The following is a 16,356-nucleotide window of genomic DNA, read 5'->3' as shown; positions in this document are numbered from 1 at the left end:
TCCGCCGTCGAGCATCGTCACGAATCCTCCTGCTGCCGTCCAACCCGTCGCCGGGCGCGCAAATAGCGGTTCAACCTGCGCCGCTTGCTGGGGTCGAGCCCCTCGTCCGCCGGATCCGGCTGTCCCCGGAAGCGCCGCCAGAGCCGGCGTCCGGTGAGCAGGAACAGCAGAACACACGCGCATGCCGTAATTATCGCCAATGCCTGACCATAGGCGTTGGAACGCACCTGAACGGATGTCGCGTTGCCCAGCGGGACCCCATCCGGCGTGGTGAGCGAAATCGGAATGACCAGTTTGCGGCTGTCGGACACCTGGCTCGGCACCTGGAACCAGCGGGTGCCCTCGGCCGGCAACTGCTGCTCGCCGATGTCGGTGATGTTGGTCTCAGCGGGCGCGTCGATCTTGAATTTGATCCGGATCGCGACCGGAAGGTCGTTGCGCGCCACCAGCAGCAGCGGGCTCTGTTCCGAGGCCAGGGTGTAGACGCCGCCCGGCGGCAGCACCGTCACCGAGTCGTAGATGTTGTCCAAAGTTCGAGTGATCTGGTCCATCCGGCGCTGCGCCGCGGTCTCCGCACCGGAATCACTGCCCCGGCTGGCCCCCGACAGCACCCGCAGCAGGTCGTCGCGCAGCGGCTGCACGAAGTCGTTCGGGGTCGGCTTCTGCAGCGGCGCGTCCACCAGCGCGCCGAGCAGGTTCTGCACCCGCTGTTCCTGGCTGCGCACCGGCTCGACGTAGTGACCGGGCACTCCGTCGGCGGCGACCTGCGCCGAATAGTCCACGGTGAACGGGCGCGGATCCGGCGCGGTCGTGAGCACGTCGGCGAACGGGCGCGGCGTGATCAGCCCGCTGTGCGCGAGCAGATCGAACTCCCCGAGCAGTGCGGTCGCCTCGTCGCGGCCCGCACCCCACTCCTGCGGCGGCATGATCAGGGCGGCGCGCTGCCCGGCCTGCGGGTTCAGCGCACTCCAGGCCAGCGCGCCCAGCGCGTCCTGCAGCCGGGCCGGCCGCGAGTCGCCGGTCACCTCGAAGCGGGCGCCGGCCGGCGTGAAGGCGGGGGTCGGCGGACCGGAACCGACCGCCGCCATCGCGGTCGCGGTCCACACGTCGAAGGTGGCGACCCGCAGGCCCGGATCCGCCAGCTGCTGACCGGGAGCGCTGGGTGGCGTGACACCCAGCAGGCGAACCATCTCGGGCGCGTCGACCTCCTCGACCGGCGTGCCGGCCGTCGCGGCCGGACCGTGCGCGACGGTCGACGCGGGTGCCGGACCGGCCGGGGCCGGATGATCGCCGGGGACAACGGCATTGGCGGCGAGTACCGCGGTCGTGGTGCCGTGGGCGGCCAGCAGCTGGGCGCCGGCCTCGTCCACACTGCCCGCGGCCGGCAGCGCCACGCCGCGGACCGACTTCACCGACAACAGCGTATCGACGACGGTCGCGGGCGAGTCGAGGGCAAGGCCGCTCAGGTCGGGATCGGCCACCGCCGCCAGGGTGCTGACGTCCACCTGCGCGAACGGGGTCGCGATCGTGCAGACCGCGGCGGCGACCGCCTTCAACCGGTCCAGCCAGGCGCTCGCGGCCCGCGCGCCGGTTCCGTCCCGGGTCGGCCCGCTCGGATCCGACGGGGAGGCCAGGACCTTGTAGCCCCGGGTCATCCCGTCGACGGTGAGCAGCAGATCGGGATCGATCGCCAGGCACAGCGCGCCCGCGGCCGGGTTCGCGCCCGGTCCGGGACGGCCGCTGTCGGTGCGGACCTCGGATTCCACGGCGGCGAGCAGCTGGTCGAGCCGCCCGCCGGTGGTCAGCGAGGCCGCCAACTCGTCGTCGGTGAGCAGCGGCTTCCCGTCGGCCTGGCCCGGAATCCCGGCCACCGTGCGCGGGCGGTCGGCCAGCGGCCAGATGAACGTCGTCGCCACCGGCGCGTCCGTGGGGGCGGACACCGGGCCCTCACCGGTCGGCCGTCCGTCGATCGTCTCCGGCGGCAGCCCGAGCACCGGCAGCAGGAACCGGGCGTCGTCGAGGTGGGCCTGGTTCCCGTAGGCGGGCTGGCCGTTGATATTGAGCAGCACCGGGTAGACGCCCGGCGCGTTGATGCCGAGCGAGCTGACCGGTGGCGTGGTCTGGGTGCCCGGCCGCACGGCGACCTTGAGCGCGAACTGTTTGCGCTGCCCCGGGGCGAGCTGGTCGGTGAGGTCGACGAAGTCGCCGACCACCTCGTCATCGGCTTCGTCCGGCCGCAGCGTGGTGCGCAGGCCGCTCGGGGTTTCGATCGCGCCGCCGCGCTGCACGCGCACACTGATGTCGTCCACGTCGCGGTCGCCGATATTGGTGACCGTGCCGGTAACGGTCAAGAAGCCGTCGCCGGCCGCGGTCACCGCCGTCGGGCCCACCGCGTCCACGGTCAGCTTGACGAATTTCGGTTCCACCGGCGTGCCGGCCGAACCGGTCGGCTGCGCGACCGCGAACGGCAGCGCCGGCAATGTCGCGGTTCCGGTCAGCAGGGCCAACCCGACGAGGATCAGAACCGGCCACCGGCGCACCGGACTCGCCGTTCGAGTCCGGTTCATGCCGCCGGCGGCTGACCGATCGATCGGCCGGCGCCACCGTCCCGCACGCGTCATCGTCTGCCGTTCTCCATCCGATCGATCAGGCGGTTCGCGACCTCGGCCAGCCGCCGTTCGTCGGCGTAGGCCAGTTTCGACTCCAGCTCGGTCAGCGGCACCCAGGCGACCTCGGTGACCTCGACGTCGGCGTCGGTCAGCTCGCCACCCAGGGACCGCATCAGGAAATGGTGCACGGTCTTGTGCACGCGGCGGCCCTCGGTGACGAACCAGTAGTCGATGCTGCCGAGTTCCTCGACCACCTCACCGTTGATCCCGGTCTCCTCGGCGACCTCCCGCACGGCGGTCTGCTCCGCGGTCTCGCCTTCTTCGATATGCCCCTTCGGCAGGGACCACAGCAGTCGGCCGCGGCGGTCGGTGCGCCCGATCAGGGCCGCGCAGCGCAGCGCTGCGGGACCGTCCAGGCCGTCGACGACCAGCCCACCTGCGGATGTTTCGCGCACGGTGCGCATCCGAGGTTTGCCCGCTGAACCGGCCGAACTTCGGCGCCGGGGCTGGCGGCGTCGATTGTTCGCGCGATCGGCCGGAGACACTGCGTCAGTTTAGGCGACGCGGTACCCGCTACGTCGCCTGGCGGCGCCGGTCGGAGTGCGGGCGGTACCGGGTGCGTCGAGCGGACGGACGGGGCCCGGACCGGGCGGCGGGGATTCGGTGTCGGGGGTGTTCGCCAACTAAGCTGCGTGGTCGTGGTTTCGCAGAAGTACGAGGATGCTGTCGAGGATCGTCGTGCGCGCCTGCTGGCAGCTGCGGCGGTCACGCTGGGGCGCCTGTCGGATGTGCTGACACCGCTGGGGGAAATGTTCGCCGCGCAGGGTCACCAGCTCTATCTGGTGGGCGGCAGTGTGCGCGACGCGGTTCTGGGCAGGCTGGGCACCGACCTGGATTTCACCACCGACGCCCGGCCCGAGGTGGTGCAGGGCATCCTGCGCGGCTGGGCCGATCAGATGTGGGACACCGGCGGGCTGGCGTTCGGCACGGTCAGCGGCGCCAAGGACGGGCAGCAGATCGAGATCACCACGTTCCGCAGCGACTCCTACGACCGGGTGTCGCGCAATCCGGAGGTGACCTTCGGCGACACCCTCGAGGGTGATCTGGTGCGCCGCGACTTCACCGTGAACGCGATGGCGGTGCGGATCGGCGGCGACGGCAACCTCGAATTCGTCGACCCGCTCAACGGTCTGGACGCCCTGCTCGCGGGGGTGCTCGATACGCCCGCCGCGCCCGAGGACTCCTTCGACGACGACCCGCTGCGCATGTTGCGCGCGGCCCGCTTCGTGGCTCAGCTGGGTTTCGAGCTCGCGCCGCGCGTGCGGGCGGCGATGACGGCCATGGCCGGTGAGATCGACCGGATCACCGCCGAGCGCATCCACACCGAGCTGGACAAGCTGATCGGCGGCCAGTACCCGACCGAGGGTATCGACGTCATGTGCGAGACCGGGCTGGCGGCGCGGGTGCTGCCGGAGATCCCGGCCATGCAGCTGGAGATCGACGAACACCACCAGCACAAGGACGTCTACCAGCATTCGTTGACCGTGCTGCGCCAGGCCATCGACCAGGAGGAGGGCGACCCGGACCTGGTGCTGCGGTGGGCGGCGCTGTTGCACGACATCGGGAAGCCGCCGACCAAGCGCAACGAGCCCGGCGGCGGGGTCAGCTTCCACCACCACGAGGTGGTGGGCGCGAAGATGGTGCGGAAACGCTTGCGCGCGTTGAAGTATCCGAAGCAGTTCACCGAGGACGTGGCGCGGCTGGTGTATCTGCACCTGCGGTTCCACGGCTACAACAAGGGGCAGTGGACGGATTCGGCGGTGCGGCGCTATGTCACCGACGGCGCCGAGCTGCTCCCCCGCTTGCACAAGCTGGTCCGCGCCGACTGCACGACCCGCAACAAGCGCCGGGCCGCGCAGTTGCAGGCCACCTACGACGATCTCGAGGTGCGGATCGCGCGGCTGCAGGAGGCCGAGGATCTGGCTCGGGTGCGTCCCGACCTGGACGGCAACGCGATCATGGAGTTGCTCGGCCTGCCGCCGGGCCCGCAGGTCGGCCGGGCGTGGCGGTATTTGAAGGAGCTGCGCCTGGACCGGGGGCCGATGACCGCCGAGGAGGCCGAGCAGGCGCTGGTCGAGTGGTGGAACGCCGGGGCGCCCTAGAACAGCACCAGGGTGGTGCCGGTGACGATGGCGGTGCGGATCTCGGCCAGGTCGAACGACCCGGTCAGCTGCGGGATCTCCAGCCGCCAGTGCACCCGGTCGGCGTCTCGGTCGGCGCGCACGATGCGCGCGTCGCGGGGTAGTTCGCCGAGCGGGATCGGCGCGACCTTGATGTAGCGGCGCGGCACTCGCATTCCCCGCCAGTAGGCGCGGTGCACGGCCAGGGCGAGGACGTTGTCGTTGACGGTGGCGTCCAGGACGACGCGAATCCGGCGGCTCGGGTCGCGGGCCACGATCAGCCCGTCCGTGTCGATCGCGAGTTCCCAGTCGAGGCCGGTCTCGTTCAGCCAACCCACCAGCGCCGCGGTGGTGACGGTGCCGCTGACCTCGATGACGCGGGTGCGCAGTTTGGTGGGGACGCCCGGGGTGAGCCGGACGCCGTGGGCCAGGACGGTCATCCGTTCGATGGCGTGCCGGTCCCACCGCATGTCGCTGAGTTCGCTGCTGATCTCGAACTGGGCGCCGCGCCGGCGGACTTCGAGCGTGTCCAGGACGGCGGTGACCTCGTGGCCGAGGACGGCCGCGCTCAGGGTCTGGCCGCCGAATCGGCTGCGGATGCCTTCGCTGAGGACGGTGATGAGTACGTCGGGCAGGAGTGCGGTGACGGTGCCGGCGCCGAGGTCGGCGAACGGGTCGAGCCAGGAGGTGGTGAATCCGGCCCATTGGTCGAGCCAGGCGGGGTCGAGCATCCGCCGGACCGGGTCGACCGCGCGCAGCGGCGACCAGGACCGCGGATCGAAATAGGTGGCCATGATTGCTCCGAGCCTACTTGGCGGGACCGGAACTCGTCACCGAGAAAGTTCCGAGCCCGGCCGCCACGGCCGGTCGCCGTCCGTAGTTGCGGAGGTATCTGTCGCTTGTGTCCGTATCTGCGGATATCCTTGCCGGGTGCCTGCCCTCCGGATCCGAACCGCTGCCGAATTGCTCGGAGTCAGCGACGACACCGTGCGCCGCTGGATCGACACCGATGTGCTGACCGCGCACAAGGACGAGTCGGGCCGGTTGGTCGTCGACGGCGCCCAGGTGGCGGAGGTCGCGGTGGCGGCGGCGCGGCCGCCGCGGGCCCGGCTGGGCAGCGCGAGTTCGGCGAGGAATCGGTTGCCCGGTCTGGTCACCCGTGTGGTGGTGGACGGGGTCATGGCCCAGGTGGAGATGCAGTGCGGACCTTTCGTGATCGTGTCGTTGATGAGCAGCGAGTCGGTGCGCACGCTGGGGCTCGAACCCGGCAGTGTGGTGGCGGCCGCGATGAAGGCGACGACCGTCGTGGTGGAGTCGATCGACGTCGAGTGACGGCGCGGCCGGTCGCGGCGCTGCTGTCGGCCGGCCTGCTGGCCGGAGTGCTTGCCGGATGTTCTTCCGGTACAACTGATTCCGGCACCGCAGCCGCTCCCAGCACGACGCTGACGGTCTTCGCGGCGGCGTCGCTGACGAAGGTCTTCACCGACCTGGGCAAGCAGTTCGAGTCGACGCATCCGGGTACGAAGGTCGCCTTCTCGTTCGCCGGCTCCGCCGATCTCGCCGCGCAGTTGAATCAGGGTGCGCCCGCGGACGTGTTCGCCGCCGCGGACCGGGCGAACATGGACAAGGTCACCGCGACCGGCCGCATCACCGCGCAGCCGCAGACCTTCGCCACCAACGTCCTCACCATCGTCACTCCCCCGGGAAACCCGAAACATGTTGCGACGCTGGCCGATCTGGCCCAGCCGGGCCTGCGGCTGGTGGTGTGCGCGCCCCAGGTGCCGTGCGGTTCCGCGACCAAGAAGGTCACCGGGACCGCCCACGTGACGATCTCCCCGGTCAGCGAGGAATCCTCGGTCACCGACGTTCTGGGCAAGGTCACCTCCGGCGAGGCCGACGCCGGCCTGGTCTACGTCACCGACGCGGCCGGCGCCGGACCCAAGGTCACCCAGGTCTCCTTCCCCGAGTCCGCCGGCACCGTGAATACCTATCCGATTGCCCCCGTGGCTGATTCGAAGCACGCGGACCTCGCTCAGGCCTTCGAGGACCTGGTCGACGGCCCCCGAGGCCGACAGGCGTTGAGCCAGGCGGGATTCGGCGCACCGTGACGCACGATCCCGTCGACGAGCCTGGGACCCTGCGGGATCCGGGTGCCGTCGGCGGGTCCGCTGAGCCACCTCCAGGCGCTGTGCCCGCCCCCTCGGATGAGGAGGCCGACAACCGATCGGCCACCGGCACAACGGCCGCCGACGTTCAGGAAGCCGCTCGGGCTCCGAGCGGACTCGATGAATCGGCCGACGAGGCTCGGCCGGGTTTCGCCCCCGTCGATAACACTGCGGCCCTGCGGGACTCAGGTGAATGCGGTCGGTCCGAAGTAGGGCGGCCGTGGAGCGTGATCGGTGTGCCCGCCGACACTCTCGGTGGCGTGCGGGATCCGGGAGGTGCCGCCGGATCCGTAGGAGACTCCGGGGCGGATGCAGCATCTGGACGTGCCGATGAGCTTGTGGCACTACGTGGTTCGGGGAGACTGCGCGGTTCCGACCGCCGCCTGGCAATGACGGCCGTAGCTGTCGATGGCTGTGCGGCCCGGGAGGACCGGCGCGCGGATGACGGTGCTGGTCGCGAGTCTCGTTCGGGCGCAACGGCTTCCTTGATCCGTGCCATGCGACGGTTGGGCCGGGCGCCGGGGATCGGGGTGCCGCGTTGGCTGGTGGTGCCGGCGGTGCTCGGGGTGCTGTTCGTCGCCGGGCCGCTGGTGGCGTTGACCGAGTCGATCGACTGGGCGCACTTCCTGGAGTTGGTCACCTCCGGATCCGCGCGGGACGCACTGGAATTGAGTATCCGTACTTCGGCCTGCGCCACCGCGTTGTGTGTGGTGCTGGGTGTGCCGCTGGCGGTGGTGCTGGCGCGGGGGCGGCATCGGGCGCTGGTCTTCGTGCGGGCACTGGTCTTGCTGCCCTTGGTCTTACCGCCGGTGGTCAGCGGGCTGGCGTTGCTGGCGCTGTTCGGCCGTTACGGGCTGCTGGGCCGGAAGCTGGAAGCTCTGGGTATCGAGATCGCTTTCAGCACAACGGCTGTGGTGCTCGCGCAGGCGTTCGTCGCGCTCCCCTTCCTGGTGCTGACCCTCGAGGCGGCACTGCGCACGGCGGGCGACCGATACGAGCGCGTCGCCGCCACTCTGGGCGCCGGTCCGACCACGGTGTGGTTGCGGGTCACCCTGCCGCTGCTGCGGCCCGCGCTGATCTCGGGCGCGGTACTGGCCGGTGCTCGCGCACTGGGCGAATTCGGCGCCACGCTCACTTTCGCCGGTAGCCTCCGCGGCCGCACCCGGACGCTGCCGTTGGAGATCTACCTGCAACGCGAGACCGATCCGGCTGCGGCCGAGGCACTGTCGCTCGTATTGATCGCGGTAGCGGTGGTCATCGTGCTGTTCGCCTACCGGCGCAAGGGGGTTCACCGTGTGTGAGCGGAAGTCCCACGTGCGCAGCGGAACCGATGCGGTCGGCATCACGTCGACGTTGCGGGCCGTGCCGTTCGTCCCCGCCGTGGCTGACGCGCCAAGTGGTCGAATGTCGCTTGCCCGAACCGGTGCCGGGGCGTGCAGCGTGGGCGGGCCGATTTCGGTGCGCCGGGCGTCGCCGTCGATCGTGGTAGTGGCGTTCGTAGATCAGTGCTCGTGCGGGTGCAAAGGCGATACGCGATGAGTAACGCACGAAGAGGATCGAATGTCGCTTGCCCTAAGCGGTACCGGGGCGCGCACCGTGGGTCGGCCGATTTCGCTGTGCCGAGCATCGCCGCCGACCGTGGTAGTGGCGTTCGAGCAGCAGCTGGGCGAGGACGAGCCCGACGGCGCCGAGGACTACCGCATCCGGGTCGAGAACACCGACCTGCCGTGCTCGTGCGGGTGCAGGGCGATACGCGATGAGTGCACCGGAAACCGCTGCGGGCCTTGAGCTTTCGGTCAAGGTCGACAGTCGCGGTCTAGACGTGAGCCTGGGGATCGGCGCCGGGGAGGTGCTGGCGGTGCTCGGCCCGAACGGCGCCGGAAAGTCGACCCTGCTGGATGTGGTGGCGGGGTTGGTGGCACCGGACGCGGCGGTGGTGCGCTCGGGTGGGCGCACGCTGACCGATACGCGTGCGGGGATCGCGGTCCCGCCGCATCGGCGCGATGTCGCGTTGCTGGCGCAGGATCCGTTGTTGTTCCCGCATCTGAGCGTCGCGGCCAATGTCGCCTTCGGGCCGCGCAGCCGGGGGATGCGGGCGCGGGCGGCGAACGCGCAGGTACGGCGATGGCTGGCCGCGGTGGATGCGGCGCCGTGGGCGTGGCGGCGGCCGGGGCAGTTGTCGGGCGGGCAGGCGCAGCGGGTCGCGCTGGCCCGTGCACTGGCTGTGGAACCGCGGTTGCTGCTGTTCGACGAGCCGCTGGCCGCGCTGGATGTGGCTGCGGCGCCGGCGATCCGGTCGCTGCTGCGCGGGGTCTTACGCGATCCGCAGCGCCGCGACCATGGTCGCACCGCTGTGCTCGTCACGCACGACATCGTCGACGCGCTGACACTCGCCGACCGCGTGGTCGTGCTGGAGTCGGGTCGGATCGCGGAACAAGGCACGGTGGCGCAGGTGCTGTCGCGCCCGCGCAGTGCCTTCGCGGCGCGGATCGCCGGGGTCAACCTGCTGCTCGGCCCCGCGGTGACGACCGGTCCGGGTACGGCCGGTCTGCGTGCGGGCGACGTCACCGTCGTCGGCCGCTACGCGGAGCTACCGGCACCGGGAAGTGCTGCGGCAGCAGTGTTCTCGCCCGCTGCGGTCGCCGTGCACCGCGCGGTCCCGGAAGGCAGTCCGCGCAACGTCTTCCGCGTCCGAATCGCCGAATTGACCGACCGCGGTGGCGTGATCCGGGTCCAGGCGGCGCCCGCGCACGGCACCGCGACCGGTCTGGTCGCCGATCTCACTCCCGCCGCCGTGGCCGAACTGGGCCTCGCGGTCGGCGCCGAGGTCTGGTTCGTGGTGAAAGCGACCGAGGTACAGGTCTATTCGCTGACCTAGGGATCGCCCGCGAACGTGGCGCGCATAAAGTACACGTTGTAGGTGTCCCAGGCCGAGATGGTGAAGTAGATGTCGTTCCCGGTCGACCACGGGTGGATGAACCCGCCGTAGGACTTCGGATAGTCGTTGGTGTCGACCAGCGGCACCTCGTCGGACCAGTTGCCCTGTGGTTCGTCGGCGATCCGCAGCACGATCGAGTGGGCGGCCGGGTCGAGATAGACCATCTGCCAGTGCCCGCTGGATTCGTCGTAGCGGACCGACAGTTCGCCGGCGATGCCGGGCAGGATCGGTGAGGCCGAGTTCTCCGCCGTGGGCGCCCAGGTCCCGTTGACCCAGTACTGGTACGCGGTCTTGTTCAGTACCTCGGCGGTGGGGACGCGCGCCAGCCCGATATTGCCGACCCGGCCGTTGGGCGTGCCGAACATGTACACGTAGGCGCCGTGCGGGACCATCGCGGCGACCTGGAAGCGGTCGAGCCCGAACATGTTGTCCCACACCGCGTGCTGCGACTTGACCCAGGTCTGGCCGTCGTCGTCGGAGTAGGCGAGGCCGCCCCGGTTGGTCCACCACATGCCGGGGATCCGGCTCCACTTGTTGATCGACATGTAGCTGAGGTACTGCCGGTTGCCGAGCGCGAATCCGGAGGTCGGGATGACCGTGGTCTCGAAGTTCTTCAGTTTGCGGCTGTCGAGCAGTTCGGCGGCGTGACACTTGCTGTCCTGCACCATCCGCTCGATGGTCAGGCCCTTGGACAGATCGGTCTGGGTGCTGTAGCCGAGCACATTGCTGCGCCAGTCCTCGTCGGGCCCGCCGACGGTGTTCACCTGCCAGCCTTTGCCGAAGGTGTCGCCGAAGACGGTCGCGATCTCGCCGGGCTTGGTCTGCCACATGATGCCGAGATCGGTGGCGTTCACCTGCCACCGGACGTCGGTGCGGTTGATCGAGCCGGGCCCGGTCACCTGGTTCACCAGGTGCACCGAGTCGAGTTGCGGGGCGGGCAGCGGCGCCACGGCCGGTCCGGGTTCGGCCGGGTGCACTACCGGTTCCGGCGCGGGTTGCGGCGGCGGCGCGACGCCGCCCGGAACCGGGATCGGGATGGGTTCGATGTCCGGGCTGAAGCTGATCGAGGGGATGTTCAGCACCGAGTTGCCGTTGCTGCCACCGCCGCTCAGCGAGGTGAGCAGCCCGTGCAGCGGGTCGGGGGGCGGGCCGGGGTCGGCGGGTGCGTCGGGTCCGTAGCTGGGCAGTGGTGTCTCGTCGCTGCCGAGTTCGGGGTCGGTGGTGGTGGCCTGGTTGTCGGGATCGCTACCCGGTTCGGGACACGGGTTCCGGCACGGATCGGTGGGCAGCGGTCCGGGGTCGATGCGTTCGTTGTCCGGTGCCGGGCCGGGGATCGGTACCGGGACCAGCTGCGGGACCGGGATCTGGATGTCGATGTGCGGCGGCAGCAGCGGTGGGGGTGGTGAGCCGGGTTCGGGCAGCCGGGCGCGGGGGTCGAATCCGGTTTCGCCGCAGGCGTTGACCGGTGGGGGCGCCCAGGGCGCGGGCGCGGCGGCGGCGGGCGCCGGATGCAGCGCGCAGGCGACGACCAGCCCGAAAACACCGGGTGTGGACGCTTTTCGCAGCCGAAACCCTGAGGCCGTTCGCAGCACAGTCCTGTCCTACTCCTCGTCGGATCGGAACACGCCCGGTTCGTCGCGGCGACGACACACCATCGTCGAATGTAGCCGAGCGCACAGCGTCTCGACCGCAACGGCACCGGCGTTTCACCGGCCGCGCGAATCGGCGGTCAGTGCGTCGGATGGGTGCCGACGAGGGCACGCACAGTTTCGCGCATATCGGCGGCCATCGGCAGTGCTTCGAGTGCGCCGGCGTCGATCCAGCGGTATTCGTCGTGTTCGCCGGGTGCCAGGACGATTTCGCCGGGTTCGGTCTCGGCGAGGAAACTGTATTTGCGGACCCGCGCCTTGGTCCGGGTGGCGTAGTCGAAGCCGCCGACGATGTCGGTGATGCGGGTCAGCCGCAATCCGGTTTCCTCGCGTAGTTCGCGGGCGACGCACGCGGCGAACGACTCACCCGGTTCGACGCCGCCGCCGGGGAGTTCGTACAGGCCGCCGTTCCAGTCGTCCGCGACACGCCGCACTACCAGTAGTTTTCCGGCTCGGAAAACCGCGACACCGACGACGAAGTCGACGATGCCGACACTGTGTGCCTGCTGTCGCAGGGTGCGCTCGATGTCCGCCAGAACCTCGGGTCGCATACGCGGATCTCCTCCGGTTTATGTTGCAGCTCATCATGATACGGTCGGTCGCGGTTGTCCTCTCGGGGGTGCCGTCGAACCGGTACGTGCCATGTGCCGCGTATTTGCCAGAGTGTTGTCCGGACCGTCGTCGAGCCGCGGCGGCGACGGGTTAGAATTTACGAGAAATTCAGGTTGGGCGCGGAATGCGCCAACTACGCTGAAATGGTGATCGGCGCTCGGCCCGAGAGGAGGACCAGGGTGTCCACACTCACGACACCACACATCGACGTCCATCGAGCCGGCGACCGCATGAAAACTCGCGTGTCGTGGCTGGATTCGAAGCACTCCTTCTCCTTCGGCGAGCACTATGACCCGGATAACACTCATCACGGATTGTTGCTGGTCAATAACGAGGACATTGTGTCCCCCGGGCAGGGATTCGAAACCCACCCGCATCGGGATATGGAGATCGTGACCTGGGTGCTCGGCGGATCGCTGGTACATCAGGATTCACTCGGCCACAGCGGCGTCATCTATCCCGGATTGGCGCAGCGTATGAGCGCCGGCACCGGCATTCTGCACTCGGAGAAGAACGACGCCTGGCGCCTGTCCGGCGGCCCGGCGGAACAGCATTCCGATCCGGTGCATTTCGTACAGATGTGGGTGGTTCCCGACGATTCGGGCCTGACTCCCGGTTATCAGCAGCTCGAGGTGGACGCCGACTTGGCCGGCGGCGGTCTGGTGACCGTTGCCTCCGGCTTGCCGCGCTATCAGGACAGCACCGCGATCGCGATCAATTCCAGTCACGCGGCCTTGCATGTGGCCCGGATGGACGCGCAGACACCGCCGGTCCGGCTGCCCGACGCGCCGTACCTGCATCTGTTCGTCGCGCGCGGTGAGGTCGATATGGAGGGTGTCGGGCCGCTGTACGCGGGCGATTCGGTGCGCCTGACCCGGACCGGTGGCCAGCGGATCAGCGCGTCCGGTCCGGCGGAGATCCTGGTGTGGGAGATGCACGCGCGCCTCGGCGCGCAATAACATTCATCCATGTCGCAGTATCCGCCGCCGGGCGGCTACCCCCCGCCCCCGCCCGGTGACTATCCCCCGCCGCCGGGGAACTATCCGCCTGGTCCGCAGCCGCAGCAGGGCGGTGGGCGCGGTCTGGCCATCACCTCGCTGGTGCTGGGCATCCTCGCGGTCGTGACGTTCTGCACCATGTTCGGTGGCGTGATCCTCGGTGTGCTGGCGGTGATCTTCGGGTTGATCGCGGTGCTGCAGGCCCGGTCGGGCCGGGCCGGTGGCCGCGGTATGGCCCTGGCCGGTCTGGTACTCGGTGCCATCGCCCTGATCGGATCGCTGGTCATGGGCTGGTACCTGTGGAGCCACGGGATGCAGGACTACTTCGACTGCGTGAACCGCGCCGGCAACAACAACACGGCCGTGCAGCAGTGTGTGGACAACTTCCAGGACCGGCTGGGCGTCAAGCACCACTCCGCCTGAACGGTTACCCCAGTGGGTTCAGCGGTGTGCGGCCCGGCAGGCGCGGGTCGCGGCCAGGATCGCGGTGAGGTCGGGCCGGTCGCAGCCGTGCGGCGGTTCGATCCAGACGCGGTAGCCGGTGCTCTCGTCGGCCGGTGACGGCAGCACTACGCGAGCGCCGGGCAACGCCAGGTCCACGCCCTGGTGCAGCAGGTCGGCGAGCAGCGGCTCGTCGGCGACGACCGCGCCGACCGGCCCGGTGAGGAAGGTCCAGCGCCCGGAGCGCAGGTGACCGATGATCGGGGAGGGCCGGGCGTGGTCGAGCAGCAATGCGCGCACCCGCTTGCCCAGGGGCACCGGCATGGTGACCGCGCCGACCGGCCCGGCTTCGAGCACGATGCGGGCCGGCGGGGACTCGACGACGCCGTACAGGCCGTTCTCCATGCGGTAGCGCCGGCACCGGGCCACGGCCTCCTGGGTGGCCGCGAACGACACGGGCCGCGGGTCGAGCGTGCTCATCGATGAACCTCGTCTCGGTGTCCCTGTCTGGGTGTACCTGGGTCCCGCAATCGCTGGTGAGAAGGTATCTCGAACTGTCGGCCGCCAGCAAGGAACGCGGCTGGTGGGTACCCGAGTCCGCGGTGCCCGAGCTGCGGATCCTGCGCGGACCCGGTTCGCGTCGGCATACTTGCGACGTGACTTCCGATGCGACTGTGCCCTCCGGTATCGACCTGACCTACCGCGATTCCGCCGTCCGAGTGCAGGACGACCTTTTCGCGCACGTCAACGGCGCGTGGCTGGCCGGCTACGAGATACCCGCCGACCGGGCGGTCGACGGGGCGTTCCGGACTCTCTACGACCAGGCCGAACTGGATGTCAAGGAGATCATCCTGGCGGCCGCCGAGTCCGCGGCCGAGTCCGGTAGCGACGAGCGCAAGATCGGTGACCTGTATCGCAGTTTCATGGACGCCGACGCGATCGAGGCGGCCGGTCTGGCACCGATCGCGGACGAACTGGCGGCGGTCGCGGGGGTGCGCGACCGGTCGGCGTTCGCCGCGCTGCTGGGCGAATTGCAGCGCACCGGGGTGGGCGGCGCGGTCGCGCTGTACGTCGACACCGACGACAAGAATTCGCAGCGATACCTGGTGAACCTCACCCAGTCCGGGATCGGGCTGCCGGACGAGTCCTATTATCGCGAGGACGAATACGCCGATATCCGATCTGCGTACGTGGCGCATATGGGTCGTATGTTCGCGCTCGCCGGTCTCGATTTCGACCCGGCTACGGTGTTCGAATTGGAGCGCAAGATCGCGGCCGGGCACTGGGATGTGGTGCGGCGCCGCGACGCCGAACTGAGCTACAACCCGAGCACTTTCGCCGCGCTGATCGCCGACCATCCCGGATTCGATTGGGCCGCCTGGAGTACCGCGCTGGCCGCCGGTGTGCCGGCGGACGGTTCGGCGATCCTGGCCGAATTCGTCGTTCGCCAGCCTGATTTCGTGCGCACCTTCGCCGAGCTGTGGGCCGCGGAACCGCTGGAGTCCTGGCAGGCCTGGGCGAGCTGGCGCGTACTGCGTTCGCGCGCCTCGCTGCTGAACGCGGCGCTGGTGGAGGAGAACTTCGACTTCAACGGCCGCACCCTCACCGGCGCCCAGGAGAACCGGGAACGCTGGAAGCGCGGCGTGAGCCTGGTGCAGGACCTGCTCGGCGAGGCGGTCGGCAAACTGTATGTGGCCCAGCACTTCCCGCCGCAGGCCAAGGCGCGGATGCAGGAGCTGGTGGCCAATCTGATCGAGGCGTACCGGCGCAATATCACCGACCTGGAATGGATGGGCCCGGATACCCGCCGGGCCGCGCTGGCCAAGCTGGAGACCTTCACCCCGAAGATCGGCTACCCGGACAAGTGGCGCGACTACGCCGCCGTCGTGATCGATCCCGCCGACCCGGTCGGCAACTACCGGCGCGGCTACGCCGCCGAACACGACCGCGACCTGGCCAAGCTGGGCGGCCCGGTGGACCGCGCCGAATGGTTCATGACCCCGCAGACGGTCAACGCCTACTACAACCCGGGCATGAACGAGATCGTCTTCCCGGCCGCGATCCTGCAGCCGCCGTTCTTCGACATGAACGCCGACGACGCCGCCAACTACGGCGGAATCGGCGCCGTGATCGGGCACGAGATCGGGCACGGCTTCGACGACCAGGGTTCCAAGTACGACGGTGCGGGCAACCTCACCGACTGGTGGACCGACGCCGACCGGGCCGAGTTCGGCAAGCGCACCGCGGCGTTGATCGAGCAGTACAACCGCTTCTCCCCCAAGGATCTGTCCGACGATCACACGGTCAACGGCGAGTTCACGATCGGCGAGAACATCGGTGACCTGGGCGGGCTGTCGATCGCCCTGGTCGCGTACCGGATCGCGCTGGAGGGCAAGGAAGCGCCGGTGCTGGACGGCCTGACCGGCCTGCAACGGGTGTTCTTCGGCTGGGCGCAGGTGTGGCGCACCAAGGCGCGCAAGGAGGAGGCGATCCGCCGCTTGGCCGTCGACCCGCACTCGCCGCCGGAATTCCGGTGCAACGGTGTGGTCAGCAATATCGACAGCTTCTACGAGGCATTCGATGTCCGCCCGGACGACGCGTTGTATCTGCCCGAGGGGGAACGCGTCCGAATCTGGTAGCCCCGCATACCCGACCGGGCCGGCCGGAGCGCGATCGTCGTCGCCGCGGCCGGCCCGGCGTGTGTCCGACTTCCGCCCGGTGTGCGGCCGGATCGGGCAGCGACGCACGAGTGCCGTGCCGTACG

General features: G+C 69.7%; 14 protein-coding genes. 8 read left to right on the top strand and 6 right to left on the bottom strand.

Going from position 1 to position 16,356, the window contains the following annotated elements; translation table 11 throughout:
• Positions 1-17: 17 nt before the first annotated feature.
• Both EBN03_RS06515 and EBN03_RS06510 read right to left on the bottom strand, forming a co-directional pair.
• The gene (locus tag EBN03_RS06515) at positions 18-2,567 is read right to left on the bottom strand and encodes a DUF6049 family protein (RefSeq protein WP_122187010.1); all 2,550 of its coding nucleotides are present in this window, start codon (positions 2,565-2,567) and stop codon (positions 18-20) included.
• Between the two features lie 50 nt (positions 2,568-2,617).
• Positions 2,618-3,154 (bottom strand): NUDIX hydrolase, encoded by a 537-nt coding sequence (locus EBN03_RS06510; RefSeq protein WP_122187009.1) that lies wholly within the window; start codon positions 3,152-3,154, stop codon positions 2,618-2,620.
• A gap of 153 nt (positions 3,155-3,307) precedes the next feature.
• Here EBN03_RS06510 and EBN03_RS06505 point away from each other — a divergent pair, with 153 nt between their 5' ends.
• Entirely contained in the window at positions 3,308-4,771 is a 1,464-nt protein-coding gene (locus EBN03_RS06505; protein ID WP_122187343.1) for a CCA tRNA nucleotidyltransferase, read from the top strand.
• Here EBN03_RS06505 and EBN03_RS06500 read toward each other — a convergent pair.
• A complete protein-coding gene (locus EBN03_RS06500) occupies positions 4,768-5,583 on the bottom strand; it encodes a hypothetical protein (RefSeq protein ID WP_122187008.1) in 816 nt (271 codons plus the stop codon). The genes EBN03_RS06505 and EBN03_RS06500 overlap by 4 nt on opposite strands.
• A 136-nt stretch (positions 5,584-5,719) precedes the next feature.
• On the opposite strand from EBN03_RS06500, the gene EBN03_RS06495 reads away from it, so the two are divergent.
• From EBN03_RS06495 to EBN03_RS06480, 4 genes are all read left to right on the top strand, one after another.
• Positions 5,720-6,121 (top strand): TOBE domain-containing protein, encoded by a 402-nt coding sequence (locus EBN03_RS06495; RefSeq protein ID WP_122187007.1) that lies wholly within the window; start codon positions 5,720-5,722, stop codon positions 6,119-6,121.
• Positions 6,118-6,897 carry a molybdate ABC transporter substrate-binding protein gene (gene modA, locus EBN03_RS06490; protein ID WP_122187006.1) on the top strand — a complete coding sequence of 260 codons (780 nt, stop codon included), beginning with the start codon at positions 6,118-6,120 and terminating at the stop codon, positions 6,895-6,897. The genes EBN03_RS06495 and modA overlap by 4 nt, the downstream gene beginning before the upstream one ends.
• A gap of 554 nt (positions 6,898-7,451) precedes the next feature.
• Complete coding sequence (locus EBN03_RS06485) at positions 7,452-8,255, top strand: ABC transporter permease (protein ID WP_122187005.1); 804 nt, start codon at positions 7,452-7,454, stop codon at positions 8,253-8,255.
• Between the two features lie 455 nt (positions 8,256-8,710).
• Positions 8,711-9,832, top strand: a complete 1,122-nt coding sequence (locus EBN03_RS06480; RefSeq protein ID WP_122187004.1) for a sulfate/molybdate ABC transporter ATP-binding protein — start codon at positions 8,711-8,713, stop codon at positions 9,830-9,832.
• Here EBN03_RS06480 and EBN03_RS06475 read toward each other — a convergent pair.
• Positions 9,829-11,457: a DUF4185 domain-containing protein gene (locus tag EBN03_RS06475; protein WP_122187342.1), complete on the bottom strand. Its 1,629-nt coding sequence runs from the start codon at positions 11,455-11,457 to the stop codon at positions 9,829-9,831. The genes EBN03_RS06480 and EBN03_RS06475 overlap by 4 nt on opposite strands.
• A 164-nt stretch (positions 11,458-11,621) precedes the next feature.
• Positions 11,622-12,092, bottom strand: a complete 471-nt coding sequence (locus EBN03_RS06470) for an NUDIX hydrolase (RefSeq protein ID WP_122187003.1) — start codon at positions 12,090-12,092, stop codon at positions 11,622-11,624.
• A 240-nt stretch (positions 12,093-12,332) separates the two neighbouring features.
• Between EBN03_RS06470 and EBN03_RS06465 the strand changes: the two genes are divergently transcribed.
• Both EBN03_RS06465 and EBN03_RS06460 read left to right on the top strand, forming a co-directional pair.
• A complete protein-coding gene (locus EBN03_RS06465; protein WP_122187002.1) occupies positions 12,333-13,112 on the top strand; it encodes a pirin family protein in 780 nt (259 codons plus the stop codon).
• 9 nt (positions 13,113-13,121) lie between these two features.
• Positions 13,122-13,574: a DUF4190 domain-containing protein gene (locus EBN03_RS06460; protein WP_122187001.1), complete on the top strand. Its 453-nt coding sequence runs from the start codon at positions 13,122-13,124 to the stop codon at positions 13,572-13,574.
• An 18-nt stretch (positions 13,575-13,592) separates the two neighbouring features.
• Here EBN03_RS06460 and EBN03_RS06455 read toward each other — a convergent pair whose 3' ends face one another.
• Entirely contained in the window at positions 13,593-14,072 is a 480-nt protein-coding gene (locus EBN03_RS06455; protein WP_122187000.1) for a hypothetical protein, read from the bottom strand.
• A 176-nt stretch (positions 14,073-14,248) separates the two neighbouring features.
• Here EBN03_RS06455 and EBN03_RS06450 point away from each other — a divergent pair, with 176 nt between their 5' ends.
• A complete protein-coding gene (locus EBN03_RS06450) occupies positions 14,249-16,231 on the top strand; it encodes a M13 family metallopeptidase (RefSeq protein ID WP_233608205.1) in 1,983 nt (660 codons plus the stop codon).
• Positions 16,232-16,356 lie beyond the last annotated feature (125 nt).

It is taken from the genome of Nocardia stercoris (genome assembly GCF_003696265.1).
Lineage (GTDB): Bacteria > Actinomycetota > Actinomycetes > Mycobacteriales > Mycobacteriaceae > Nocardia > Nocardia stercoris.
Note: the sequence above shows the minus strand (reverse complement) of the source record. Positions and strands in the feature narration are given on the sequence as shown.